At 41.4% G+C, this 26384-nt stretch carries 17 protein-coding genes; 8 read left to right on the top strand and 9 right to left on the bottom strand.

The features are described 5' to 3' along the window. The first annotated feature begins 232 nt into the window (after positions 1–232). The 6 genes from FD723_RS22945 to FD723_RS22920 all read left to right on the top strand — a co-directional run bounded on the left by FD723_RS22945 (position 233) and on the right by FD723_RS22920 (position 5138). Positions 233–3001, top strand: a complete 2769-nt coding sequence (locus FD723_RS22945) for a TIGR02921 family PEP-CTERM protein (protein ID WP_179067427.1) — start codon at positions 233–235, stop codon at positions 2999–3001. Positions 3002–3076: 75 nt separating this feature from the next. Beyond that, on the top strand, positions 3077–3364 hold the full coding sequence (locus FD723_RS22940) for a hypothetical protein (RefSeq protein WP_179067426.1): 288 nt from the start codon (positions 3077–3079) through the stop codon (positions 3362–3364). Between the two features lie 159 nt (positions 3365–3523). Then, positions 3524–3937 carry a XisH family protein gene (locus FD723_RS22935; RefSeq protein WP_179067425.1) on the top strand — a complete coding sequence of 138 codons (414 nt, stop codon included), beginning with the start codon at positions 3524–3526 and terminating at the stop codon, positions 3935–3937. Further along, a complete protein-coding gene (locus FD723_RS22930; RefSeq protein WP_179067424.1) occupies positions 3925–4266 on the top strand; it encodes a XisI protein in 342 nt (113 codons plus the stop codon). Before FD723_RS22935 ends, FD723_RS22930 begins: the two co-directional genes overlap by 13 nt. A gap of 229 nt (positions 4267–4495) precedes the next feature. Further along, positions 4496–4723, top strand: a complete 228-nt coding sequence (locus FD723_RS22925; protein WP_179067423.1) for a hypothetical protein — start codon at positions 4496–4498, stop codon at positions 4721–4723. Between the two features lie 16 nt (positions 4724–4739). Further along, positions 4740–5138: a type II toxin-antitoxin system VapC family toxin gene (locus tag FD723_RS22920; protein WP_179067422.1), complete on the top strand. Its 399-nt coding sequence runs from the start codon at positions 4740–4742 to the stop codon at positions 5136–5138. A 92-nt stretch (positions 5139–5230) separates the two neighbouring features. On the opposite strand, the gene FD723_RS22915 is transcribed toward FD723_RS22920, so the two are convergent. After that, the gene (locus FD723_RS22915) at positions 5231–8605 is read right to left on the bottom strand and encodes a leucine-rich repeat domain-containing protein (RefSeq protein ID WP_179067421.1); all 3375 of its coding nucleotides are present in this window, start codon (positions 8603–8605) and stop codon (positions 5231–5233) included. A 560-nt stretch (positions 8606–9165) separates the two neighbouring features. Between FD723_RS22915 and FD723_RS22910 the strand changes: the two genes are divergently transcribed. After that, on the top strand, positions 9166–10737 hold the full coding sequence (locus tag FD723_RS22910; RefSeq protein ID WP_179067420.1) for an adenosine deaminase: 1572 nt from the start codon (positions 9166–9168) through the stop codon (positions 10735–10737). Positions 10738–11822: 1085 nt separating this feature from the next. On the opposite strand, the gene FD723_RS22905 is transcribed toward FD723_RS22910, so the two are convergent. The 5 genes from FD723_RS22905 to FD723_RS22885 form a co-directional block, all read right to left on the bottom strand. Then, positions 11823–12551, bottom strand: coding sequence for a sensor domain-containing diguanylate cyclase (locus tag FD723_RS22905; protein ID WP_218651750.1), 729 nt, complete (start codon positions 12549–12551; stop codon positions 11823–11825). Positions 12552–13019: 468 nt separating this feature from the next. Further along, entirely contained in the window at positions 13020–13439 is a 420-nt protein-coding gene (locus FD723_RS22900; protein WP_179067419.1) for a response regulator, read from the bottom strand. Between the two features lie 350 nt (positions 13440–13789). Next, positions 13790–14167 carry a response regulator gene (locus tag FD723_RS22895; protein ID WP_179067418.1) on the bottom strand — a complete coding sequence of 126 codons (378 nt, stop codon included), beginning with the start codon at positions 14165–14167 and terminating at the stop codon, positions 13790–13792. A 69-nt stretch (positions 14168–14236) separates the two neighbouring features. Beyond that, positions 14237–16816 carry a PAS domain S-box protein gene (locus FD723_RS22890; RefSeq protein ID WP_179067417.1) on the bottom strand — a complete coding sequence of 860 codons (2580 nt, stop codon included), beginning with the start codon at positions 16814–16816 and terminating at the stop codon, positions 14237–14239. Then, positions 16813–18666 carry a response regulator gene (locus tag FD723_RS22885; protein WP_179067416.1) on the bottom strand — a complete coding sequence of 618 codons (1854 nt, stop codon included), beginning with the start codon at positions 18664–18666 and terminating at the stop codon, positions 16813–16815. The genes FD723_RS22890 and FD723_RS22885 overlap by 4 nt, the downstream gene beginning before the upstream one ends. A gap of 299 nt (positions 18667–18965) precedes the next feature. Between FD723_RS22885 and FD723_RS22880 the strand changes: the two genes are divergently transcribed. Beyond that, a complete protein-coding gene (locus FD723_RS22880; protein ID WP_179067415.1) occupies positions 18966–19352 on the top strand; it encodes a hypothetical protein in 387 nt (128 codons plus the stop codon). 258 nt (positions 19353–19610) lie between these two features. Here FD723_RS22880 and FD723_RS22875 read toward each other — a convergent pair whose 3' ends face one another. The 3 genes from FD723_RS22875 to FD723_RS22865 all read right to left on the bottom strand — a co-directional run bounded on the left by FD723_RS22875 (position 19611) and on the right by FD723_RS22865 (position 26315). After that, complete coding sequence (locus FD723_RS22875) at positions 19611–20075, bottom strand: CYTH domain-containing protein (RefSeq protein WP_179067414.1); 465 nt, start codon at positions 20073–20075, stop codon at positions 19611–19613. A gap of 142 nt (positions 20076–20217) precedes the next feature. Beyond that, positions 20218–20763: a hypothetical protein gene (locus FD723_RS22870; protein WP_179067413.1), complete on the bottom strand. Its 546-nt coding sequence runs from the start codon at positions 20761–20763 to the stop codon at positions 20218–20220. Next, positions 20760–26315, bottom strand: a complete 5556-nt coding sequence (locus FD723_RS22865; RefSeq protein WP_179067412.1) for a PAS domain S-box protein — start codon at positions 26313–26315, stop codon at positions 20760–20762. Before FD723_RS22865 ends, FD723_RS22870 begins: the two co-directional genes overlap by 4 nt. Between the last annotated feature and the right edge of the window lie 69 nt (positions 26316–26384).

Genomic DNA, 26384 nt, shown 5'->3' with positions numbered 1-26384 from the left:
GACTGCTGAGGCTGCTATTAAAGTGTGATGTTAAAAGTTGCAAAGATGAGTTGAGTTTTGATTTGCAATTTTTTTTGTACTGTACTAGTGGGGTGTTGGTGTTAAACCTTGATACAAGGTTTAATTGTCTAAGCAAATTGTTAGAAAAGCCAGTGTTAAGGGAAAAATTAAAAGAAGGATCTATGCTTTAAGCATTGATTAGTTGGTCAATAATTCTTAGAGGAGTAAAACTGTGATATCGTTTTGGAATACAAGTTTCTACGGAATATTTTGGCTCTGGAACCTGGCATTTTTAATGTTAGTTTATATAGGAATATTACCTTATGTAGGCGTGCCATTATTTCAAGCAACATTAACAGGTGATATCCCAACTGAATTTTCCTTGACTCTAGTTACTTTAATTGCCATACCCACATTTTCTAGTATTATCGGTGGCTGGAAATTTCTTAAACAACCTTTGAAAGTAATTCGCCTATTTTATGGTATAGAAGCACCGTTATTTGTGTTGTGTTTGTTGCGGTTATTTGTGATTCGAGAACTGACACCAGCTAGTAGCCAAATTCTGATCGTAACTGGCGTATGTATAGCTGCTTTTGCTGGAGAATTATTTTTGGGTTATGCTGACCGACGCAAAAGTGGTTTGCAATGGGTACAAATGTTAGCCCATACATTAATGCTGGTATTTGGCATTTATGCAGGTGCAATTTTATTATTTTACGCCTTGCCTTTTGCAGTATTTCTGTTGCAAGAATTTATCAAATTTACATGGTTAAAACCATTATGGGATGTACTATATCACTCAGCTTTTCTTGGAGGGGTATTTGTGATTCTCATTTGGCTGGCTCTTATTGGTTTTAGTGCCACATTGTTTATTGCCATGCCATCGATGCTAACAGCAATGTATGTAAATTCGGGAGCAAAAATTTTAAGAGCTTTTGCTTTAGAACATGGTAAGAAGAAAACATTTGCTGGTGCTAGTGCAGTTTTTGTGGCGTTTGCAGTTACTTTTATATCTTTACAACAACAACCCCAAGTACTAGCTTTTTCACTCTTAGCTAATGCACCTAAAAATGATGGCGATCGCCAAACACTTGTAGCCAAGTCAGAACAAATTCGTACAGGATTAGTTAATGCTTATTTATCTTCTTACCGCTACCTTAGCAGCAAGCAAGAAAATAATCACATCAGTGCTATGTATCGTCATGTATTAGGCTTAGATAAATCGGCTGCTGATGGATTGCAAGCAACTTATAACTTTCTCATGTCGCCATTTTTATATAATGGTTCTGAAAAAGATCCCGCCAAGGCAGAAAAACTTTACGCCGATTTTTTTGATACACCTCTACAAAAAGCAGAAAAAACAGCAGTTAGCCACGCAGTACAATCGACTTTTAATGAAGAAGAAGTTAAAGCAGGTTTATTAAATATTAACGAAAAAAAAGTTTTATTGGGATCACAAGAAGTCACAGTTAAAGAACATGGTGATTGGGCTGATGTGGAATTGCACGAAGTTTATAAAAACCAAACACGAGAAGTTCAGGAAGTTTTTTACTCCTTTTCTTTGCCAGAAAGCGCTGTAATTACTGGCTTATGGTTGGGAGATACTAATAAATTAGACCAACGTTTTCCTTTTGTTGTCTCTCCTCGCGGTGCTGCCCAGAAAGTTTATAATTCTCAAGTTAGACGTTCACGGCCTATAGATCCAGCTTTGTTGGAACAAGTAGGACCGAGACATTATCGCTTACGGGCTTTTCCTATTCCTCCTAACAATGTACAACAAATACAAGGGCAACCAGCGCTCCCTACAGAAATGCACCTATGGTTAACTTACAAAGTTCTAGGACAAGACTCTGGTTGGGAAATGCCCGATTTAGGTGAAAGACGTAATATATTCTGGACTAATCAAACCAAGCGTATCCGTAACGGTAAAGAAATCGGTTTGAAAGACGATGCTTGGTTAGAAAAATTTATCCCTGCAAGTGGAAAAATTCAGCCTGTATTGCATGAAGTAAATTTAGAAGAAGGCTACAAAATATTAGCTAAACCCTTATCTAGTCAAGATTACACCTTACCTAAAAACCAACGAGTTGCTGTAGTTCTCGATACTTCTCGCAGTATGGGGAAACATATTCAAGAATTAGTACAAACATTATCATGGTTGAAAAAACACGACTTTGCAGATAATGATTTGACAAACAACGATGCAGATTTATATCTCAGTGTTTCTCCAGGAGTTACACCCAAACGGTTAGACGATCTCCAGCAATTCCAACCGGAAAAAGTCACCTTTTACGGCACAATTCAACCCCAAGAAATGCTGACACAATTTAATAATTTACGTGGAGATACAGCTTATGATGTCGTTTTGCTGGTGAGTGATGAAGGTAGTTATGAATTATCGAAGAATAATAAAACTGTCCCCGATTCGCCTGCACCTTTGTGGATGATACATCTAGGTGAATTACCTGGAGCTTATAACGATGGCATCATTAAATCATTGCAAGATAGCGGTGGTGGAGTTGGTGTTGATATTTCTGAGGTGCTGCAACGAATTGCGACTAAATCAATTTTAAGTAACTCTGTTGTGAGTGTTGTTAATGGTTATGCTTGGTATCTGCAAACATTAGACACAGCAATTGCAACTAGCAATCAACAAGATGATTTATTGCCATTAGCAGCCAGACAATTAATTTTAGGGTTGAGTAAAGAAATTAAGTTAGACAACCTCAAAGGTTTGGATGCGATTCATGCCGTAGCCAAAAAGTACAAGATTGTCAGCCCTTATTCTTCGATGTTGGTATTAGTCAACGATGAGCAAAGACAGTTACTCAAAGCAGCAGAAGCCCAAGGCGATCGCTTTGATCGGAAAGTTGAGAATGGGAAGGAAAATCTCTCTAAACCCATTAATCCCTTGAAAGTTAGCGTCCCTGAAGCATCAGGGGGATGGCTTTTAGGTGTGAGTGCGATCGCCCTATTCATTTTTGTGAAGCGTCGGCGTTAATTAGACATCTGGTGAAAATGCGTAGGGGCAATTCATGTAGGTATAAATTTTATAAGACTGGGTGATAGCAGAGCGTTGGCGAGTCCACAAGCGTCTGAATATCATGTTGAAGTACTCAAATATCGTTTTGAAGTACTCAAATATCGTTTTGAAGTACTCAAATATCGTTTTGAAGTACTCAAATATCGTTTTGAAGTACTCAAATATCGTTTTGAAGTACCTAAATATCGTTTTGAAGTACCCAAATATCGTTTTGAAGTACCCAAATATCGTTTTGAAGTACCCAAATATCGTTTTGAAGTACCCAAATATCGTTTTGAAGTACCCAAATATCGTTTTGAAGTACCTGCGTTGCTTTTATGAAAAGTAAAATCAAATTGACGCTGATTAAAATTATTCACAGCGTAACCATGCCGTCAGACTTATTGCGCTGACGATTTTGAGTCCGTCAAATTTTAGCTAAAATGTTCTAGTGCCGTGATTTATTAGCGATCGCTCAAGTTTCTCAACGCAACCCATAATATGGCAAAAGATTTGTATCACGAGCAAGTTAAACGCGCTCTTGAAAAAGACGGATGGCAAATAACTCACGATCCATACGAATTGCGTATAGGTGGAGTTGAAATATATCTAGTCATTGGGGGGGAACAGCTTATCGCTGCCAAAAGGGGAAATGATAAAATTGCGGTTGAGGTGAAAAGTTTTATTAGTCCCTCAAGGATTTCTGATTTTCATTTAGCGCATGGACAGTTTTTAGATTATCGCTATGCTTTAGAAGATGAAGATCCAGAGCGAATTTTATATTTAGCAGTACCTCGTTTTGTTTATCAAACCTTTTTTAATTTAGCTTTTATTAATAGTGTGGTACAACGCAGTCAAATTAAACTTTTAGTTTATGACTTAGAAAAGGAGACGATTGAGCAATGGATAAAGTAGTTCTCTACAGGCAATATATTCAACAACTAATCCAAGCAAAAGCTGATCGTTCGATGAAATCGGTAAAAGATGTTGAGGCTCAACCTATTTTTGATACGGAGCGAGATCACTATCAATTAGTATATGTGGGTTGGACGCAGAATAATATCAGGGATTATGGATGTTTGCTACATTTGGATATTAAAAATGGCAAAATTTGGATTCAATATGATGGTACGGAAGATGGAATTGCATCTGAGTTATTAAAATTGGGTGTACCATATAAAGATATAGTTTTGGGTTTTCAACCTGCTAGAGTGCGCTCTGATACGGAGTTTGCTGTAGGTTAGGTTTAAATATTGATTGATGAATAGCGATCGCTAGTTCAATTTTCATCGAGTCAAAGGCGGGTATTATTTCAACCTATGCGATGGTCGGTTTGCGAACCGGTGGAGCCATCGTGCCATTCACAACTAATTTTACAGCATACAGAAGGTTTTGAGTCTGCCAAATTTTAGCTAAAATGTTCTAGTGCCGTGATTTATTAGCGCTCGCTCAAGTTACTCAACGCAACCCATTATGTTACAAACAATTCAAGGAATATACAGGAACGGCAAAATCGAATTAGCTGAAGTCCCACAAAACATTACTGAAAGCCAAGTTTTTGTAACTTTTTTAACTTCTGAATCAGTCAGTTTAGATAGTCAACTTATGTCTTTTGGTATGTTTTCAGGTTCTCAGCAATCCACTGAGTCTGATTTCAAAGATGCTGAGTTTCATGGCGATGCTGACGAGGCTCTGAGTTAGACATGAATCTATCAACATGAAATATATACTTGATACTCATGCTCTAATCTGGTTTTTAGAAGGTAATTCTCGTTTAAGCCCTATTGTAAAAGCTATTCTTTCCGATGCAACCAGTGAATTAATTTTGCCTGCGATCGCTTTGGCGGAGTCGGTATGGATCGTTAGTCGTGGTAAAACTTCGATTCCTTCTGTTGATGCCTTGTTAAAGGTTGTTAAGAATGATAAACGAGTTTTTATACATCCACTGGATTATGATGTCATTGAAAAAAGTGCAGAACTAACCTCTATCAATGAAATGCACGATCGCCAAATTGTATCAACAGCTTTAGTTGTAGAGAGTCAAGGAAATCAAGTAGCTTTATTAACTTGCGATCAAAATATTTTTGCTGCAAAGTTGGTAACAATTATTTGGTAATTATTTTGCTTTGCGATCGCTAGTTCAATTTTCATCAAGTCAAAGGCGGGTATTATTTCCAGCCATGCGATCGCGCCTAGAGTTAGAAAAGTCTATTTAACAGGGGGAAGCTTTAGTTCTATGCCTAATTTGCTTCCTATTTCCAGAACATCCTTTGTAAAGCCTGTCATGCTTGCAATGGGGGCAGCGACTACAGTAGCAGCAGTTAGTAAAGCTACTAGACGCTTTTTGAGTTTGGGTAAATTGCGTTCTTTTTCTGGCTTTTGAATTTCTACTTCTACATCATCAATATCGATGATAATGTCGTCGTGGGTTTCTGGTGGAAATTGGGCAGCAGTTTGGCGCAAGTTGCCGATCAGTTGCATTAGTTCTGCTACGCTTGCGCCGCTTGTTTGGTTGAAGTTAGAGGCTTGCTGACTGGCGTTGTCTTTGACTTGGTTGGCAAGGTTGGCGATGTTTGCGCCTTGAAGGTTGTTTGTGAATTGAGGATTTTCTGACATAGCATTTGCCTCGGCTTTATTATTATTATTAATTTTAATTTCTCTGCTGACAGCTAGTTTAGCAATATCTCGCATATCTTCATAAGCAGTCCTATCACCTAAATCATTATCTGTTTTTTGTGATTTTCGACGCGATTCTACTGATTCATAGCCATCTAAAAGTTGACGTAAATCGAGTTTTAATTTTAGTTTGCCGATAGTTATTATGCTTTCACCCATTGATTCGAGTCCGAGGAGTTCTTGGTAGTCGAGGGGCGGGTGGTTGGGATGGTTGGGGACGGGAACCCATTCGGTGATTTCGAGATTGGGGAGACTTTTGTGGATTTTTTGGAAGACATCGCGGAGGATGCCGAGAAATAAGCGGCGGGTTTCTTTGCGATCGCTAATGGTGATGAAGATTTTTTTGTCTTCGGGATCGGCTTTGATGCGAGCGATGTTGTAGATTTCGTTGTTTTCTTGATATTGCAGCATCACGCCACTGCGCCAATAGATTTGGTTATGGATTTTTTCGTGGGTGTTGACGATGAAGCGGGAGATGATGCTTTCGGGGAGAACTTTGTAATGGTATTGAAATTCCAGGGTTTCGCCTTGGAGTTCTGTTTCGTCTGGTTGGTCTTTTGGCAGAAGTCCCGCAATCAGAAATTGTGGTGGGTAACATTCTAGTGCAAAGCCAAGCTCGAATTCCTTCATTAGTTCGATTAGATAGCCATGACGCTGAGTGGGATAGCGCTCTGGGTCAAGGATACGGATGAGATCGGCGGGGGTAAAAATGCCTTTGGTTTTAGTTTTGAGGTTTTCATCGCTCAAGAGCGCATAAATGCCTTCTGTCACCCAGTTGGGTTTCAGGACGTTGGTATCTTTGAGGATGGGATGATCGCGGAAGTTGAGAACTAAGCCAAGTCGATGGAGGAGATCGATGAGTTGATCTTGGTTTTGTTCTTCAGGAATCTTGTTTTCGTGGCAGATGCCGATGTAGCGGTTGTAGCTGATGAAGTCTTGGGGCATGGATTCGAGTTGTTGTTTAACCTCAAACCATGAGAGTGGTAGAAGGTCATAGACTTCTTTGAGTTTGCCGACTTGCTGCAAAATGGCGGTGCGAAGTTCATCAATGCCGATATTGTCTTGGCATGAGGTTTCGATAATGTCTTGGATGTTAGGATATTTTTCGCGTAATGCTTTGCGGTTGATGTCGAGAGGTTGCTCGTCTTTTTTGTTGCCAACGATAATCACGGGGGACTGTCCGCCGAAGCTTTCGATTAGTTTCAGCCAATATTCGATGCGGTTTTCTTCTTCGCTGGTGCGACAATTACAGACTAGGAGATAGAGGCTGCGCTTAGTCAGAAAAAATTGATGGGTGGCATGATAAATTTCCTGTCCGCCAAAGTCCCAAACATTCAGGCGAATGTCTTTGCTATTGACTTGCACGTTCCAAGTTTCTACATTGAGTCCGTCGGTTTGGGATTGATTTTTGTCATATTTATTGCGGATTAATCGCTCAATAAGCGATGTTTTGCCGACGCTGCCTTGTCCGATGAGCAAGAGTTTGGCTTCGTTGAGTGGACTCACTTCACCGCTACGGAGTAATCGCAAGTAATTGAAAATATCTTCAACTGAACCAGCATCATCAGAAGATCCTAAAATCTCTGGTGAAATAGGAAGCGGATTTCCCCGTAAATCTAGTTTTTCCAATTTCGGCAAACTTTCGATCTCCTCTGGAATCTCGGTTATTTGGTTGCGACTGAGGTAAAGGTGCGTCAGATTGGTTAATTTAGCGATCTCCTCTGGAATCTCGGTTATTTGGTTGGAAAAGAGGTAAAGGTGCGTCAGATTGGTTAATTTAGCGATCTCCTCTGGAATCTCGGTTATTTGGTTGGAAAAGAGGTAAAGGTATGTCAGATTGGTTAATTTAGCGATCTCCTCTGGAATCTCGGTTATTTGGTTGGAAAAGAGGTCAAGGTGCGTCAGATTGGTTAATTTAGCAATCTCCTCTGGAATCTCGGTTATTTGGTTGTCACTGAGGACAAGCCCCCTCAGCTTGGTTAATTTAGCGATCGCCTCTGGAATCTCGGTTATTTGGTTGCCACTGAGGACAAGCTCAGTCAGATTGGTTAATTGAGCGATCTCCTCTGGAATCTCGGTTATTTGGTTGCGACTGAGGACAAGCTCAGTCAGATTGGTTAATTGAGCAATCTCCTCTGGAATCTCGGTTATTTGGTTGCCACTGAGGACAAGCTCAGTCAGATTGGTTAATTGAGCGATCTCCTCTGGAATCTCGGTTATTTGGTTGCGACTGAGGTGAAGCTGCGTCAGATTGGTTAAATTAGCGATCGTCTCTGGAATCTCGGTTATTTGGTTATCACCAAGGTGAAGCTGCGTCAGATTGGTTAAATTAGCGATCGCCTCTGGAATCTGGGTTATTTGGTTGTAACTGAGGTGAAGCTGCGTCAGATTGGTTAAATTAGCGATCGCCTCTGGAATCTGGGTTATTTGGTTGTAACTGAGGTGAAGCTGCGTCAGATTGGTTAAATTAGCGATCGTCTCTGGAATCTGGGTTATTCGGTTGTAACTGAGGTGAAGCTGCGTCAGATTGGTTAAATTAGCGATCGCATTAGGTATTTTAGTTAGCTCTACTCGAATTAAGATAAGTTCCTCCAAATGTAGTATTTGCGTTACCACATCGGGAATGCTCTCTAAAGGATTGCCACTAATATCCAACTTACGCAAATTAGGCAAACCCAATAGTTCGAGTGGAAGCGTTTTTAAATTGTTGCCTGAAACCTTTTGGAGAAAGCGGTTTCCTACTCGTTCATAACCTTCAATCTTCTTTCCCAAAATCAAAGACTCAAGCTGCTGCAACTTACCAATTTCCACAGGTAACTCAGTCAACTCTTGCCCCGACAAGTCTAACTCTCGCCAACCCTCAGCCACGGCGCGATCTATCAGTTGCAATAACTCATCCTGCGTCATAATTCCAAGGAGAAGGGTAAAAGGAAAGAAGATTGATGAAGATTATCTTAACTGATTAGGGAAAAATGATCGGAAAAGGCGATCGCTGTTTGGAATATTCTGGATTTAGGCGATCGGGCTGAGATGATGTAAAAAGGCGATCGCAAAACATATAGGTCGGTTTTAGTGTTGGCGATCGTTTATCCGAAATTGAGATTGGGCTTCAAGACAGTCGCTAGGATAATTACTATAAAATTTCAAGTTAGGATGAAATAAGCAAGAGAGATTTTATTGTCCTTCATATCCGAGTTGGTTGGCCAAATATACTAAGTCGAGAACGATTAAATAATTCGTAATTTGTAATTAAATTTTGTATTAGCGAGTCTGCGTTAGCGAGTAATCGAGCGTCGCGTCCGGGGATTTAGACCTCGACCCAAAACTTGCCGATTATTGAAACGGGGGATTTAAACCCACGGTACTCGGTTAAAAATCAAAAAGTCTGTGCTTAATTACCGCAGAGAAAGGCTACAATGATGCGGAAATTTAACCAGAGAATTCTGGTCATAAAAAAATGAATCTATATGCATAGACGATCGCCCTTATTCTTGTTTTTAGGAGTATTAACGAGTTCTAGCTGTTTTATCTTCAGCGTAGTAGCCCAAGTCCCATCTAATTCGCAGCAGTCCTCGACTCGGAGTGAAGCTGAAGCTGCTAGTTGGTTTGAAGCCCATCGCGCCCAGCCAGCCGCTTTACGAGCATTTGTACAGCGAATGCCGAAGGGAGGAGATATCCACAGTCATCTCAGCGGGGCTGTGTACGCAGAACACTATCTAGAGTGGGCTGCCAGCGATGGGTATTGTGTGAATCCAAAAGCGGAGGTTTTAGTTGAACCTAAAGCTTGCGGTCAAGACAGTAGCTATTTTCCCGCCTCAGAATTGTTCAACCGAACATCTGTTTATGATTCCCTAATAAATCGTTGGTCTACTCGTAACCTCCGATTTGCTGGAAAATCTGGACATGACCAATTTTTTGAGGCTTTTAGTGGTTTTGGGACAATATCAGACTCTATGAGCCGTCGGGATGATATGGTTGCAGAAGTAGCAAATCGGGCAGCTTCGCAGCATATTACCTATCTAGAGTTAATGCTTACCGTTCAGGGCAGCGAGGTTCGACAGCTAGGGCGTGAAGTTGGTTGGAATAAAGATTTCCAAGAAATGCACCGTCAATTGCTCAAACGAGGATTAACCAAGCTAGTGACACTCGGCAGCCAGCAACTTGCACAGTTGGAGGGCGAAGTCTCGAAAACACTCGGTTGCGGTACTCCATCAGCACAGCCTGGATGTGCAGTGAAAGTGAGCTATTTGCAGCAAACGACAAGAACAAAGTCGCCCGTTGAAGTGTTTGCTCAGTTAGCTTATGCCTTTGCACTAGATTCATCAGATTCGCGGGTAGTTGGTATCAATCTTGTTGCCCCAGAAGACAACCCGATTGCACTGCGCGACTACACCCTGCAAATGCAAATGCTGCAATTTCTCAAACGCCAATATCCTAATGTCAAAGTCGCGCTTCATGCCGGAGAGTTAACCCTGGGTTTGGTTCCGACCGAGGATTTACGTTTTCATATTCGGCAAGCTGTAGAAGTGGCACAGGCATCTCGCATTGGACATGGTGTGGATATTCTTTTTGAGGAGCGTCCCTTTGAGTTGATGGAGCAAATGCGGCGACTCGGCGTGTTGGTCGAAATCTGCCTGACCAGTAATGAGGTTATTTTAAATGTCCAGGGAGATCAGCATCCTTTTATGGAGTATTGGAAGGCTAGAGTACCAATGACCCTTGCTTCCGATGATGAAGGCGTTTCCCGCATCGATTTGAGTCATGAGTATCTGTTAGCGGCAACAAGATATAAGCTGGGATATAAAGACCTCAAGCGACTGGCTCGCAACAGCTTAGAATATAGTTTCGCTCCGGGAAATAGTCTCTGGGAGTCGCCTGAGTTTAAGGCAATAGTTTCAGCTTGTGCAAGCGATACCCCTGGTAAAACCTCTGTTTCTCAAGGGTGCAGTGCTTTTTTGCAAAAGAGCGATCGCGCCCGGATTCAATGGCAGCTAGAGTCGGAATTTGCTCAGTTTGAGTCATTGCAGAACTGGCTTTGATTGACTTTTTATACTAATTCTGTATGAAGATTCACATAATAATACCCCCTTTACCTGGATTTCTCACAAGTGAGAAATCCAAGGGGTGTGGGAGGTTATGGGAGGATGGGGAAGAAGTCTTACCCCCCACACTCCCCACACTCCTCTTCCCCTGAAGCCTATACTATGCGTGAGAAATCCGGGCTTTAGTCCCCCCGATACTTTGGGGGGACGGCGATAGTCGGGGGGTGAATTATATATATGCAGATTCAACGGTATTAGTTATCTATTTTTCTCTACCCTCTACAAATCATTATTATTTTTCTCTCGTTGTATGAAACCATCCTACTTTTTAAACACCAATGATTAATGACAATGGATAACTTCAAGAGTTAATTTGGTTTTTAAATGAGTACTATAAAATAGTAATTTTGGTATTTCAAAATGAGTAGATTGGCGTTTTAACTAATGATGTGCCTTTTCTAGTTAAATTTAAAGTACTCCTGTTCATTGCTGAACTCAAGTTAGGCATTTCTTGCCAGCAGTGGCGACAGAACCAGTAGGTTTCTTGTAAACGAATGTGACGAAGCATTTGGTTGGAACAGCAAGGGCAGTTTGTCATAGAATTGTTGTTTTATTAAAAAAGTTAAACACAAATAAGTAGTTCGCTCTTGGCTTAACTACCAGCAGCTTTAATTTATAAACAGAAAATAAAGAACTAATAAAGAAATGAAAGTAGTTAACAAGTTTTAAAAAATCTCAACAAGCACTTAATTAGTGTCGGATAGCTCGCAATCAGGTTCAGTTAAAGGCTGCTGGCAACAATTTTGGGTTTTCGAGACGCGATAAATCGCCGTCTCTACAAGTGTTTTGTTGCTCATTTTAAACTGTATTGGGGTAGCTCATACTTCTCTACGAACGCCAATAGCGTGTCGGAGACGGAGACTGCGCCAATGACAAAGCTCTGTTACCACCCCAGGCATCAATACTTCTCGGGTTTTGCATTTTTAACTCGGAATCGGGTTTGGGTTAAAGGTTTTTTTTCCCTTTTCCCTTTCCCCCTTTCCCCTTAACCGAGAAGTATTGCCCCAGGCATCACTCACTGGCTAAGACAGTCTATTTATATAAGAGCGATCGCGCCCGTTTGCTTTGGCTTGATAAAGGGCTTGATCTGCGACCTCAATCAAATCCAAAGGAACCATCTTAGGCGTAGGAATCATCGTGGCAATTCCGATACTCAAGGTGACGTACTGCTTCACATCTGATGCAGTATGGGGAATATTTAGCTGTTCTATAGCTTTATGAATTTCTTGGGCAACGTGAAAAGCCCCATCACTAGCAGTATTGGGTAAGATGACAACAAACTCTTCTCCGCCATAACGAGCAACTAAATCTCTAGAACGTTTAACACTTTGTTTGAAAGCTTGGGCAATAAAGCACAAACAATCATCTCCGGTCGCATGACCATAAGTATCGTTATATTGTTTAAAATAATCAATGTCACATAAAAGTAGTGAGATAAAACCTTGTTCTCGTAAAAGATATTGCCAGACAGAATCAAGCCGATGATCAAAACATCGGCGATTGGCGATTTGAGTTAATTCATCCACCATCACCATATTTTCAAGTTGCTGGTTGGCACGCTGTAATTGTTGATAAAGTTCTGATTGCTGAATAGCGATCGCTAACTGTGTCGCCAATTGCTGAAGCAGTTGGCCTTCCCAAGGTTGCCAGTCACGTGGGGCGCTACAATGATGAGCAACCAAAAGTCCCCAAAGGCGATCGCCTTGAAAAATTGGTACAACTAGCTTGGCTCTGACTTGCAACTTTTCCAAGAACTCTACATGACAAGGGGCAAATCCGGCAGTGTAGATGTCTAGAGTGACTTTAAGCGCACTTTCTTGATAAGACTCTCCCTGTGTTTATTTATGTAATATGTAAGAATTTGTTCGAGTATTTTATTCCAAATTATCCAAAACGCTAAGTTAAATTCAAGCTTAAACTTGATACTTATTAATAACTTCAAAATCAAACCAATTGCTCAAAGGCTAAACTTTAATATTCGTACTGTAATTTATAGCAATTTTCGGGATTGCTGAATTAGAGGATGATTTCGCACAATTTAAAATGAGTTTCCAATAGTTTCAACCGCCAATTCATTCTGTATTTATGCAACGCTGATTTTTGTAATTATTTGCGTAGGTAGACAATCAGATCCCCGACTTATCAAAGAAGTCGGGGATCTGATTGTTCACGAATGATTTAAGACTGCTATATATATTGGATGTCTTACGCATTCTTGTTCACTCCATTAGTGAAGTAAAATCCCAACCGAGCAGTTGAGCAACTTGAGCAGGGAGAGTAACTGGATTAAAGGGTTTGAGAATTACGCCTGCAACTTGATACTTTTGCAAAATTTGCGAATCCAGCCATCGCGCTTTCGCACTGAGCAGCACTACAGGAATAGTTTGAGTTTCTGTATTATTTCTTAGTTTGTTCATAAATTCAAAACTAGCCATATCACGGATTGAGATATCTAATACAATCGCATCAGGACTATGATGTACTGCATTCTGCAATCCTTCTGATGGAGAATCTGCTGTCAGCACATTCCAACCAGCTAAATCTTGGAGGCAAAATTTTACTATCTCACGTACATTCAGTTCATCATCAATGAGCAATATCGTTTTGCCGGTTATATTTACCTCCCCTAGCATATTCATGTCATTTCATACAGCTTTCCTGTGAGAGAAAATATTTTTATCTGCAAACAAAAAATATAGATGATAAAAATAAAAAACTAATAAAGATATAGATTTTGTTACAAATCTTAAAAAATAGAATTCAGGAGTCAGGAGCCAGAATTCAGAATTGAATTCTGTGCGATCGCTACATGAATAAATGGGTTCACGTCCCCTACTCATTGATTCTGATATAAAGTTCGGTTGAATACTTATCATTAAGACTGACGCAAAGACGAAGGGACGCGGAGAATTTTTTTAATAAGTGATTAGGCGAACATGATATGACACCTTTGCTCCTGAATTCTGACTTCTGAATTCTTCTTCAAGAATTAATCATCCCACCCCAAAATATTGGTAACTTCGTTGCAAATAGAGGTAGGTTCAAAGGGTTTGGTAATAATCCCAGCAATTCCCATTTGGGCGAAACGGGCGCGATCGCTCCCTTGGACTTTTGCTGTTAACAGAATCACTGGAATCCCTTGGGTTGCAGAATTTTCCTGAAGCTTTTCGTAGACTGCAAAGCCGTCAATATCAGGCATAGAGACATCAAGTAGAATGGCATCAATGGGTTCTGTCTGGGCGATTTTTAGTCCTTCTGTCCCTGATGCAGCTGTCAAGGTGTCCCATCCTCCCAAGTCTTCTAAACAAGCTTGTACTAATTCGCGGATTCGTTCTTCATCATCCACAATTAACAATCTTTTAGTCATTTGTCATTTGTCATTTGTCATTTGTCATTGGTCATTGGTCATTTGTCATTGGTTATTTATTATTCTCCTCTACTCCCCTGCTCCCTGCCCCCCTGCCAAATTTCCTGGCAATGGTAGAGTGAAGAAAAACGTGCTGCCGACACTAAGAGTACTCTCAGCCCAGATTTGTCCACCGTGCTGATCAATAATACTACGACAGATTGCCAATCCCAAGCCTGTGCCGCCTTTGGTGCGAGAATCCGAGGCGTCTACTTGCTGAAATCGTCCAAAGATTGCTTCTAACTTGTCTGCGGGGATACCTCGTCCTCGATCGCTTATCTGGAATAATACTTGGTCTGTTTGCTGTTGGACACTCAGGGTAATAGTAGAATCGGCAGGCGAGAATTTAATCGCATTACCTAACAAATTGGTAAGTGTTTGCACAATGGCATCAGCCGCCGCCCAAACTTGAGCATTAGTAGGTTGGATCTTGAAGGTAATATTTTGCTGATTGGCGATCGCCTGCACTCCCGCTACTGCTTGTTGAATTAAATCAGCGGCATTACAGGTGGTTTTTTCTAAGACGGCTCGATCAGATTCTAAGCGTTCCAAATCGAGAATATCGTTAACTAGCCGCACTAAGCGATCGCTATCGATGGCTGCAATCTCAATCATCCGCTTGAATTTGTCTGGTTTTTTGTCGTAGATACCAGTTTGTAGTAAACCTAATGCGGCGCGAATTGCAGTTAAGGGAGTGCGGAGTTCGTGACTAACGATGCCAATAAACTCACTCTTGATCAGATTAATCTGCTCTAGTTCAGTGATATCTTCGGCAATACCTGCAATCCGAACTACCTCGCCTAATTCATTTTTGATCGGAAATGCGCGATCGCGAATCCAACGGATTGAACCATCAGGACGGATAATACGATATTTTTTATCGTATTGCCCCGATCTGAGCTGTTCAATGAGTTCAATTTCGACGCGCTGGCGATCTTCTGGGTGAATTGCATCTAACCAATCTGAATAGTTGTGATACAACTTCTCACAACTTCTTTGCCAGATGGTTTGATAAGCATTGCTCACATATAGAACTTGCTGACTTTGATTATCGGTCATCCAAAATACTGCTTGGATGTTTTCTGCCAGTTGACGAAACTTTTCTTCACTCTCGCGTAAAGCTTCTTCGATGCCTTTGCGCTCAGTGATATCTTGGTGAACCGCAACCAGAACTTTGCCGTAATCGGGATGCCTGAATACAGAAGTCGTCACACTAGACCAAAATGGTGTTCCATCTTTTTTAACATTCTGGACTTCATAAGTAGCTTCAGTATTTTGTAAGACGGCAGATACAATCGCTTGATTTACATCTTTCGTAGTTACCGATTCGGTGACATAGTTTACAATCGAAACGTGCTGACCGTTGAGTTCGCTAGAGTTATAGCCAAACATCTGCTCAAATTTCGGATTGGCATAGACGATCGTTCCACTATCAATTTTCACTAAGCAAATGCCTTCTCCCATATTTCGGGTAATTACAGCCTGAAGCTCCAGCATTTGCGCCTGTTCTAAAAGTGTGAGTTGGGTTTGTTGCTGCTCTATCACTGTTTTTTGCAGGCGATCGTTCGTCTCTGTTAGTTGTGCGGTGCGTTCTTGCACTCGTTGTTCAAGTTCGGCATTGAGTTGTTGTAGGTCAATTTCTGCCTGTTTGCGCTCTGTTAGTTCTATCTGTAACTGTTTGAACAAATCTGCCTGCTGGATCGCAATGCTTACCTGCGCTCCTAACTGCCGCAACAGAGCAATTTCTGAAGATTGCCACTCACGAGGAGCCGCACATTGATGAGCTGCCAATAATCCCCACAATTCATCTCCCAAGGAAACGGGAACAACCAGATTTGCCCTCACCTGGAGACTTTCTAAAAATTCAACGTGACAGGGACTAATTCCAGCAGTATAAATATCGGTTTTCGCAGTGACTAAGCCTTGTTTAAAGGGTTCTACGTTCTCTTCACCAATACAAGGATCGTGAATCTGGAGTGGTAAAAGAGCCATCCATTCCGGTGCAACAGACTCAACAACAATGGTTCCACCCCAACCTGGATAAAATTGGAAGATAGTGACGCGATCGCACTCCAGAAAATGCCGCACTTCATCAACAGTAGTTTGTAAGATATCTTGTAAGTTGAGCGATCGCCGGATACGCTGGCTCATCTCCATAACTAAGCGCTGTTGCTCAAATTGCTGTTGCAGCGTTTCTTGTGCCTGTTTGCGTTCGTCAAGAGTGATCCGCAATTGCTCGGCATTTTCTTGAGACAATTGTTGGTTGAGTTGGTGAATTTTCTGTCTGCTGTACTGAAGATTGCCTGTCACCAAGTTAATTATCAAAGCAACTAGTAGGAAAAGACCTAGCCGCAATATATCTTCTGGTTGATTAGTCCCCAGTTGATGCCGAGGGGGAATCAAGAAATAATCAATTGCCAGTGTGGAAAGGACAACTGTAACAATCCCTGGTTGAAAGCCACCATACCAAGTACTGGCAATGATCGCTATGTAGAAAAATGCCCCAATGGTTCGAGAAATCAGCGGTTCTAGCCAGAGTGACAGCAGAACGGCGATCGCTGTGGAGCCAATAGCAACACTGTAGTTCAATAACCGTGAATTTCCGATCATGATTTACTCCCCCCTAGCTGAGAGCGCCTGCGCGTTCTTTGAATGCGGCTCAGTACCCGTGTTACAAGTTCTGGCCCTAGCACTGGCTTGCTAATAAAATCATCGGCTCCGGCAGCAAAAGCTTGCTGAAGAAATTCTGCTTCGGTATGGGCTGTAACTACTAAAATCGGTAAATCTCCCCACTGGGCATCCTGTCGCACGACTTGGCACAACTCTAAACCATTAACTATGGGCATTTCTAAATCTAGTACTACCAAATCTGGAGATGTTGCAATCAGCACCTTCCAAAATTGTTGTGATTGGGAGAGGGTTATTACTTCCAACCCCCAAGGAGTTAATAACGCCGATAATCCAGCCAAGATTACAGGGTCATCGTCTACGATTAAAACTTTGGCTTCGGAAGTTTGAGGTTGAGGTAAGACACGAGCGATCGCCTGAAAAATCTGCTCGGTTGTCGCCGGTTTATGCAAAAATTGTCTAGCTCCTAAACGCGAGACTGCCAGTCTATCTGCTAAAGTATCTCGTCCTGTAAAAACAATTACTGGGATATTTGGCGATCGCTCTACTATCTCGCTCAATAATATTAATGCATCTTCTTCTGTTCCAGGAAAACTTAAATCCAGTAAAACTACGTCAGGAGTTGCTAAGGAAAATAGCGATCGGGCTGTTGCTAAGTTTGGTGCAACCTTTATCCTGATGCCCCATGAGTCGGCTTCTGCTTGTAACTGCTCCGTCAGTGTCGTATCATCATCAATGACTAATAGACGATAAGTTTGGTTTACCGGGAAGTTTTGAGCGGTAGAAGTGACCGCAGGCTTAGTTAACTCTTGCTGTAATGCTGTTACCAGTTGCGAAAAATTAGAGATTTGTTCGGTAGATAACGAGGAATCTCCAAGCAGCAAATGCTCTATTTTCCGTGCCAGCCGCGAACCCTCTGGATAACCGAACGATCCCATCGAGCCTGCTAGCTTATGGGCTTCATGCAATGCCTGCTGATGTAACTCCTCATTTAAATTTCCGGCTAAAAGTGCAGTTTTTAACCGCTCTAGCACTACAACCTGACCGACAAAGGAATTACGAAATCGTTCCAGCACTCGATTGACAGCAGTCATATCTTTGGGAGCAGGTTTTTTCTTACCATCTTGATTCGTTTGCACAACAGAGATGGAGCGATTAGGTGCAGGCTTGATGCGATAGCCCATGCCATATACCGTTTCTAGAAATTCTTCTGTTAGTCCTACTGTTTTCAGTTTCTTTCGCAAGTCCTTAATATGAGTCGTAACCGCATTTTCAGTCGGTGCATCCCCAAATCCCCAGAGCCGATCTAGAATTACTGCACGACTAAAGATCCGATCTGGGTTTTGCAAAAATAATTCCAGCAGTTTGTATTCTGTGGCGGTGAGGAGAATTTCTTGTTCATTACAAGTTACTCTGCCGGCACTTGGATCTAAACAGAGATTTCCCCAGGTTAAAGTGGATGATGAGATTGCCTCATTGCGTCGTAATAAAGAGCGAATTCTGGCTAGTAATGCTTCTGGATCAAAAGGTTTGATGACGTAATCATCTGCTCCAGCATCTAAGCCTGCCACTATATCTGCATTAGAATTTTTCCCTGTTAGCAACAGAATAGATTTACGGTAGCCTTGCGATCGCAGTTGCCGACACAAGCTAACCCCATCCAATTTGGGAATTAGCCAATCCAGCAAAATCAACTCATACTCAGTCGATGTCGCTAGTTCTAATCCAGCTTGTCCATTGCTTGCTATGTCGATAGTATAACGATTTGCACTCAACAAATCGAAGAGTGCTGTACTCAGTAATACGTCGTCCTCTACCAACAAAATTTTCATAGATTGTATCCAAAGAAGATGCTTATGACACCTTTGCGATCGCCTTATACACCATCACTGTGGTCATAGTCAAGTTACTGTACAATTTTAATATATTGTTACAAACAATACAACAAGTTAATTTAAATTTGCTAGTCTCAGATATTTTTTTACAAATATTCACAATTAAAGTAGTATTTACCTCCACTTTTATGATGAAAGATTTATTTATTTAATTTTTCTGTAAAAACTTAGAATCCTCATGAAATCTTTAGATTTAGAGATTATTTTTTAAAAGTCTCAATTCTGCTCTAAAAATTATGCAATACCTATACTATCTGGCCAATGCTAGTCTGACATTGCGGGTTGTTGAATATTTTAGTAGAAATGACTTTTGTGTTGAATTTGTGACTGTAATTAATCAATTTGATGGCTGGATAATCAACGTCAAAACTAAGTCTTTTGTTTCTGTAGAAAAGGATAAAGATATTAGAGCTTTCTTAAACGAATTAGGGATTATTTACTCCCCATCCAAGTTGATTAGTAAGGTTCTAAGCAGTTTGGAAACTGGACAACCACCAATTAATGTTATGAAATGCTATAAGATAGCGGTAGTTTCTCATGGTAGACCGCAGCCTGATGAGATTGAAGTATTCCGACAAAGTTATATCCGCGGATTGGGCTACTGTCCGCAAAATTTGGCTTGAAAAATGGGCTGGAGCTATTTTAAATGGACGGTATACCCATTGGTGTCAACTTAACGTGAGAGCAAGTCTAGAACTAGCTTTTAGATTGCCTCGTTCCCAGTCTCCGACTGGGAATGCCCGTCGTTGAGGCGGAGCCTCAAGACTCGCGGCAGAGCCGCTTTTGAGTTGCATTTCCAGCCGGAAGCTGGGAACGAGGTTTTAAAGGAGTTTCAGCTTAAGTTGACACTAATGGACATACCGTACCCCAGTGGAAAGGCTTTACCATTGTGAAAAAGGGTGTTTTACCAAATTACTGTTGAAATATCTGGAATCGTCAGAAACTTCTTGTCCAATCCAGCTTGGTAGTTCAATTTGTTGATTTTCATCACTGAGTTCAACTTCTGCTAATATCAATCCTTTATTAACACCATCAAACTCATCTATTTCCCAAATTAAACCACCCGACTCTATTTTATATCTGATTTTTTCGATAAAGGGACGTTCGCATAATGTCTCAAGTATTTCTTGAGCATCTTCAACAGGAATAGGATACTCAAACTCTAATCTTGAATATTTAATATTAGGGCCTTTAATGGTCAAATAACTTTTTTCCCCGACTACACGTATACGTACAGTCGCTTTATCTTGTGTGGCAATGTATCCTTGACGATATACACTACCTTCAGCTAATCCTCTCCAGCTATCTCCTCTCACTAAATATTTCCGCTCTATTTCTTTTGCCATTTTATTTACCAGATTATTTACTGAGAATGGGGCGCAGTCGCTTGTCTTATGTAGACATTGGGTTCAATTGTTAATGCTGGGTAACTGAGTCGGTATTTTGCATTCAAGATTGTCTAATTGTCTTTAAAATGAAATAGTTAAATTAAGAACAGCCTTCGATATATTCGACTTCTGGCAATTTACCCGATCTGAACTGAGTGACAAGCTTACCATCAGTTTCAAAGACTACACGGTAGTTTTGATCGGCGCGATCTTTGGGGATGAAAGTTAGGTAATGTCCGTTTTCGACGTATTTATGAGGTGTGACTTTAATTTGTCCTGGGTAAAGGGACTTGATTCGCGCTTCAGTGTCGCCAACTTTTGCACCTTTGAGGGTTGTAATCTGAGTATTTTGCCGCACATCTACTCTAGAAATACGACCTTTTGTCACCATGAACGAAAGATTTTTTGGTTCATTTTGTGGCTTCACATAATAACAATTGTTATTGGGTGAATTACCTACTAGTTTAATACCAGCAGCCTTTGTTGCTTGGGGAACAGTCATGCCAATTTGTACTGCGCCAATGCCGTTGATAAACAGCTTTGATTGGTTTGTTAGTTTTGCTTGTGCTACAACTATGCTGATAGTTTGAGAAGAAATTGTTAGCATTACAGTGGCAAAAGTCAAGAATTTAATTTTGCTGTTCATAATTGAATATTTTTCTCGGTTAGGTCGATAATTTCATCAAAGCAGAAGCTACGGACTAAATTTGCCAATTTCTCTGCCAAAACAGAATGAGCTTGTGGAATTTGCTCAATTAGTTGGAAAATTCTTTCAGCATCGACTTCAATAGCTGCTTGATTAAGTTCTGTTACCCATTGGGTAGGCATAAGGGTAATTGCAGAGCGAAGATCCAAGATAGAAGATTGAATATTTTCTAGGTTGTTGTTTGTTGGATCTTGACTGTTCTCTTCTGCATATATATAACGCACCTGCAAATATTCAGCGATTTTTTCAAAAATCACTTGCTCACGAAATGGCTTACGAACTAAGTCGTCGCAACCTGCGGCTAAGATGCTTGCCTGTTGTTCTTCAAAAGCACTGGCAGTTAGGGCAATAATTACGGTGCGGAAATTTGTAGTTGTATTTTTTTCCCTGGCTCTAATCTCTTTGGTTGCATCGTAGCCATTCATTACAGGCATTCGCATATCCATCCAAATTAAGTGAGGTTGCCAGGTATGCCAAATAGCGATCGCTTCTTGTCCATTATTCGCAGCCTGAATTTCAAAACCAATGCTACCAAGAAGTTGCACGATGAGATCGCGGTTTTCTTTACGGTCATCAACAACGAGAATACGGTAAGCAGGTTGGTTTGCGGCCAGCTTGAGTACGCGTCCCTTATTTAATTTTGGTGTGGCTTTCAAAGCTGCCGCTAAATTCACTTGGATGTCAAAACTAAAAGTAGATCCTTGTCTAAGGCTACTCGTCAAGTGAATATCGCCTCCCAGCAACCGCACAAATTGACGGCTAATAGTCAATCCAAGCCCAGTTCCTTCCTTAGTTTGGATACCGCTTGTTGTCTGGACAAAAGGCTGAAACAGGTTATTCATTTCTTCTGCTGCTATTCCCCGTCCAGTGTCTTGGATTTCAAAGTGTAGGGATGGGGAAGAGGCAGAGGGGCAGGGTGCGGGGGGCAGAGGAGAGGAATTTTCCTCCTGCTCCTCGCTCCCTAAGCTTACCCGCAACGTTACTCCGCCAGTCTGAGTAAACTTGACGGCGTTACCCAAAAGGTTTATGAGAACTTGGCGGAGTTTACCTTCATCTGTTTGGATGTAACGGGGGAGGTTGGGAGCCATTTCAAATTTGAGAAACAATTGCTTTGCCTGTGTCCGCACTTTGAACATTTCTTGTAGTGTTTGCAACAGCAGATATAGGTCAAAGTCTTCTGGGTTGAAAACGATTTGTCCAGCTTCAATTTTGGACATTTCCAAGACATCGTTAATTAAGTTAAGTAAGTGTTCTCCACTGCGGTTAATGGTACTTAATGATTCACGCTGGTTTGAGTTGAGGCTAGTGTCTCGCTCCATTAATTGGGAAAAACCCAGAATCGCATTTAAAGGGGTACGCAGTTCGTGGCTCATGTTAGCGAGGAAAGCACTTTTGGCTCGGTTAGCAGTTTCGGCGGCTTCTTTGGCAATTCTCAGCGCTTCTTCTGCCTGGTGTCTAGCTCGACCGATCGCAATTATTTCACCTACCAGTTTCAATAGATTAATATCTTCTTGGTTCCAGGTTTTTGAGTAGTGAATCATTGCTGCACCAACAAACCCAACTACTTTGCCAGTATGAACCATTGGCACAGCAAGTATAGACTGAAACGACATACTTTCAAAAAGTTGTCGCTCAGGTAGATGGGGCGCTAAATCTTCCACAGAAGAGATTTGTCGATGTTTACCACGGAGAATCGGCTCGTAGAAATAGGGAAAAACTTCCACAGGCGAACCTCTGGCAATATCAATCAATGGTGCAACACCTTCGCCACACCATTCATGGATCAGGTTGAATTCACTTTTATCTTGGGAGCATTCAAAGATGCAGCTGTGTTCAGCATCAATAAATTGAGCGATCGCTTGCAGTGTAAAATTAATTGCTGTTGCTAAATCTTGGTCAATAAATTGCCGAGAAATGCTGCTGATTAAACTTTCGGCTTGAGTCCGACGTTGCAAGGCTGCTTCTGCTTGTTTGCGATCGCTAATATCACGAGCTACACCGACAATCTGAAAATTACCTTGGGCATCTTGTGTGCGGACTGCGTTACTAGTTAGCCAAACCCAGCCTCGACTGCGATGTTTTGCGCGGTATTCAGTCCCCGAAATTCCCTCACCTGTTGTCAGGATACTTTGGGCGACTTCTTGACATTTTGCCACATCATCGGGATGAGTAAATAATTCCAAGGAATTACCCTCCATTTCGCTGGGAGCATATCCTGTGGTATTCAAGATATTAGGAGAAATATAGTTGAATACCCCGTCAGGTGTGATCGCAAACAGCACATCGTTGACCTTTTCCACGATAGTGCGAAACTTTAACTCGCTTTGCTGTAAGGCGGCTTCTGCTTGTTTGCGTTCTAATTCGGCACCGGCACGGGCGGCAAAAATTTTTACAATCAGTTCTCGTCCCGGATCGGGCTTCATTGGTTTGACATCAATCACTGCTAGATGTCCAATGATTTCGCCAGATGAACTGGTGAGAGGAACGCCAAAAAAGCTCTGGGCATTCATCCTCACTAAATCGGCATCTTCTGGGAAAGTTGTTTGCACTGCTTGAGGGTAATGACACATATTACCTTGCAAGGTGTGTTCGCAAGGAGTACCCCGCAACTCATATTCCAAGTTTTCGTTAATAGCGCCACAAGACCAAAATGCCAAAGTGCGGACTCTCGTTTTTGGCTCATCATCAAACTCAGTTACTAGAGCATATTGAACTTGCAATACTTCAGCAAGGTAACGAACGCAAGAATTGAAAAATTCATTGCCTGTTTTCGCTGCTGTACCCTCAACAATTAAGCGTAAAGCTTGTTCTTGCTGTTTGCGATCGCTAATATCTGTAAAGACACAATCTAAACAGGATTCTTCGGCGTTGAGACGAAGTGACAACAATACCCAAACAACAGATCCATCCAAGCGTCGCAGTGCTACTTCAAAATTGCGAACTTCACCGGACTCTTCTAACTCTGCTAACATTTGCACGCGATCTTCTGGATTGACATATAAATCAGTTGTGAAATACTTGCCAATTAAGTCAGCAGCAGAGGTAAAACCTAATATCTCAGCACCACGTTGATTCGCATCGATAATCAATCCATCTTTTTGCCAGGTGCGAAAAATCCCGACTTGGGAATTTTCAAAGATGTTGCGGTATTTCATTTCACTACGACGCAAGGCTTCTTCTGCTTGCTTGCGTTCTGTAATGTCGCGTCCCACACCGGCGATCGCAATTTCACCGTTGGGAGTATTAATAGTGGAAGTATTAAAGTTGAACCATCGCCAGCTACCATTCTGGTGTCGCAATCGCACTTCAATATTAGTCAGCTTTTCACCAGTTATCGCCCTTTGTAAAGCGGCGGCACTAGTTGCTAAGTCTTCAGGTTTGGTAAACTCCACCACAGAATGACCTTCGATTTCCTCCAGGTTGTAACCCATCAGTGCAGTCACATTTGGCGAGTGATAAGTAAAAATTCCCTCTGGCGAGAGGATGAATATCAGATCGTTGGCATTTTCAACAATGCTACGGAATTTTAACTCGCTTTCCTGGAGGGCTGCTTCGGCGCGTTTGCGTTCTGTGGCATCAGTGCCGACTGAAAGAATTTCAATTAAGTTTCCTTGGGCATCTAAAATGGGTTTATTCGCCCAGACTATCCAGACGCGATCGCCATTTTTACATAAATTTTCGTTTTCGTTAAATAGATAGTTTTCTGGGTGCTGACAAATATCAACCATTAATGTCTGCAAATCGCGCCCGGAAGTTTCGGTTTCTGGAACAATTGTGCCAATAACATTACGTCCGATAATTTCATCTAAATCGAAACCAAAAAGCCTTTGACCGTAGTCATTTAAAAATATAATGTCACCATTGCCATCCCAACGCAAAATTATACAGTTAGCTGTTTGCACCAAATCGCGGTACTGGGCTTCGCTTTGGCGTAAGGCTTCCTCAGTGCGCTTGCGAGCTGTAATATCCCGCACTATTGCTAAAATGTGTCGCTTGCCATTGTAGATACAGGTCGTTCCTTTGACTTCCACATCTATTAAAGTGCCATCTTTGCAGATATCAACTGCTTGTCCATAAAATTGCTCACCAGCCCGTGTTTTCTCGACAAACTCCAGAAAAACAGAATGCGAGTCTGGATGAATATAAACAGATGGATGTAAAGTGAGAAATTCTTCATAAGAATAACCGTGCATTTGACAAGCAGCGGGATTAATTTCGGCGACTTTTTCAGTCTCCATTTCAGTAATAAATAATCCATCATTAATTGCTTCAAAAATACTGCGGTATTGTAATTCACTTTGTCGCAGTGCTGCTTCTGCTCTTTGGCGCTGGGTGATGTCGCGGAAACTCCACACTCTGCCAATTATCTGTTCGCCGATACGTTGAGGACAAGAGTAGCGCTCAAATACTCTGCCATCTTCTAGTTCTAACCAGTCGTAACTAACTAATTCCGGCTGTGAATATAATTCTCGGACTCGTTGCAAAAAAACATCAGGATCTTTTAGCTGGTTTGCCAGATATGCTAGTCGCTGAGGATGATCTGGTTCTGTCAAAAGTTCTGGTGGAATTGACCACATTTCTAAGAACTTTTGGTTATAACTAGTGATATTACTTGAGCTATCGACTACTAAGATACCATCTTGAATTGATTCAAAGATCGCGCTTAACAAAGATAGAGAATTTTCTAAAGCTACTTGAGTTTGTTTACGTTCGCTCAGATCCCGCCCTAAAACTACCAAAGCTTTGCGTTTACCATCTTGGTGAAATAGGGGAGCTTTAATCATATCTAAACTGCTCATTGTCCCATCAGGACGAGGAACAATCTCTTCTACCCGATGCACACATCCCAATTGCCAAGCTTGTTCATCTGTTTGATTGCAGTTGACCAAAGCATCATGATAAAAATTGCTAAATTCTGCTAATTCTGAGTCTGTTTTACCTTGATAATCAACGCCTTGTAGCTCTAAAAATTCTAGGTTAGCCTGGTTTGACAGCAGCCATTTTCCCTCGCCGTCTTTTAAACAGATAATATCGGGTGTAGCGTTAATTAATGTCTGCAACCGCTCCTCAATCTCTTGTAAAGATTCTTGAGTTCGTTGAGTCAGCGTGATATCCCGAATTACTAGTATTGCACAGCGATCGCCACTCAATCCAGTACAGCTACCGGAAATTTGTAGCGTTAAAGTCTGCCCATCTTGCTGCAACTGATAATTTGTTGTTTCATAGTCTCCCTTGAGTACCTGCACATCAGGATAACAGGGTAAAGCAACTGGTTGTCTTACTTGTGTAAGGGGAAGTAAGTCAGTTAACTTTACACCACAAACATTGCTGTGAGGTTGGTTTACCAGAAACTCAAAGCGAGAATTACACCATTGAATGAGTCGGTCTTCTCCTACCCAGACTACAGCATCAGCGATCGCACCCAGCGTTACTTCCATCTTGTTCACAATGGCTTGCAATTGCTTTACTTGCTCTAGCTGTTGTGTACTCATCAACGACTCCTCTTAAATAATTCGTAATTATTCTGAGTTAAATACTTTACAAATTAACAATTGTGTGCT

This window comes from Nostoc sp. C052, assembly GCF_013393905.1.
In the GTDB taxonomy this organism is placed as follows: Bacteria; Cyanobacteriota; Cyanobacteriia; order Cyanobacteriales; family Nostocaceae; genus Nostoc.
Note: the sequence above shows the minus strand (reverse complement) of the source record. Positions and strands in the feature narration are given on the sequence as shown.

Coding starts and splice junctions, on each gene's coding strand:
- FD723_RS22935 (WP_179067425.1), top strand. CDS start 3,524: ATGGCAAAAGATTTGTATCACGAGCAAGTTAAACGCGCTCTTGAAAAA.
- FD723_RS22930 (WP_179067424.1), top strand. CDS start 3,925: ATGGATAAAGTAGTTCTCTACAGGCAATATATTCAACAACTAATCCAA.
- FD723_RS22925 (WP_179067423.1), top strand. CDS start 4,496: ATGTTACAAACAATTCAAGGAATATACAGGAACGGCAAAATCGAATTA.
- FD723_RS22920 (WP_179067422.1), top strand. CDS start 4,740: ATGAAATATATACTTGATACTCATGCTCTAATCTGGTTTTTAGAAGGT.
- FD723_RS22915 (WP_179067421.1), bottom strand. CDS start 8,605: ATGACGCAGGATGAGTTATTGCAACTGATAGATCGCGCCGTGGCTGAG.
- FD723_RS22910 (WP_179067420.1), top strand. CDS start 9,166: ATGCATAGACGATCGCCCTTATTCTTGTTTTTAGGAGTATTAACGAGT.
- FD723_RS22900 (WP_179067419.1), bottom strand. CDS start 13,439: ATGAATATGCTAGGGGAGGTAAATATAACCGGCAAAACGATATTGCTC.
- FD723_RS22895 (WP_179067418.1), bottom strand. CDS start 14,167: ATGACTAAAAGATTGTTAATTGTGGATGATGAAGAACGAATCCGCGAA.
- FD723_RS22890 (WP_179067417.1), bottom strand. CDS start 16,816: ATGATCGGAAATTCACGGTTATTGAACTACAGTGTTGCTATTGGCTCC.
- FD723_RS22885 (WP_179067416.1), bottom strand. CDS start 18,666: ATGAAAATTTTGTTGGTAGAGGACGACGTATTACTGAGTACAGCACTC.
- FD723_RS22880 (WP_179067415.1), top strand. CDS start 18,966: ATGCAATACCTATACTATCTGGCCAATGCTAGTCTGACATTGCGGGTT.
- FD723_RS22875 (WP_179067414.1), bottom strand. CDS start 20,075: ATGGCAAAAGAAATAGAGCGGAAATATTTAGTGAGAGGAGATAGCTGG.
- FD723_RS22870 (WP_179067413.1), bottom strand. CDS start 20,763: ATGAACAGCAAAATTAAATTCTTGACTTTTGCCACTGTAATGCTAACA.
- FD723_RS22865 (WP_179067412.1), bottom strand. CDS start 26,315: ATGAGTACACAACAGCTAGAGCAAGTAAAGCAATTGCAAGCCATTGTG.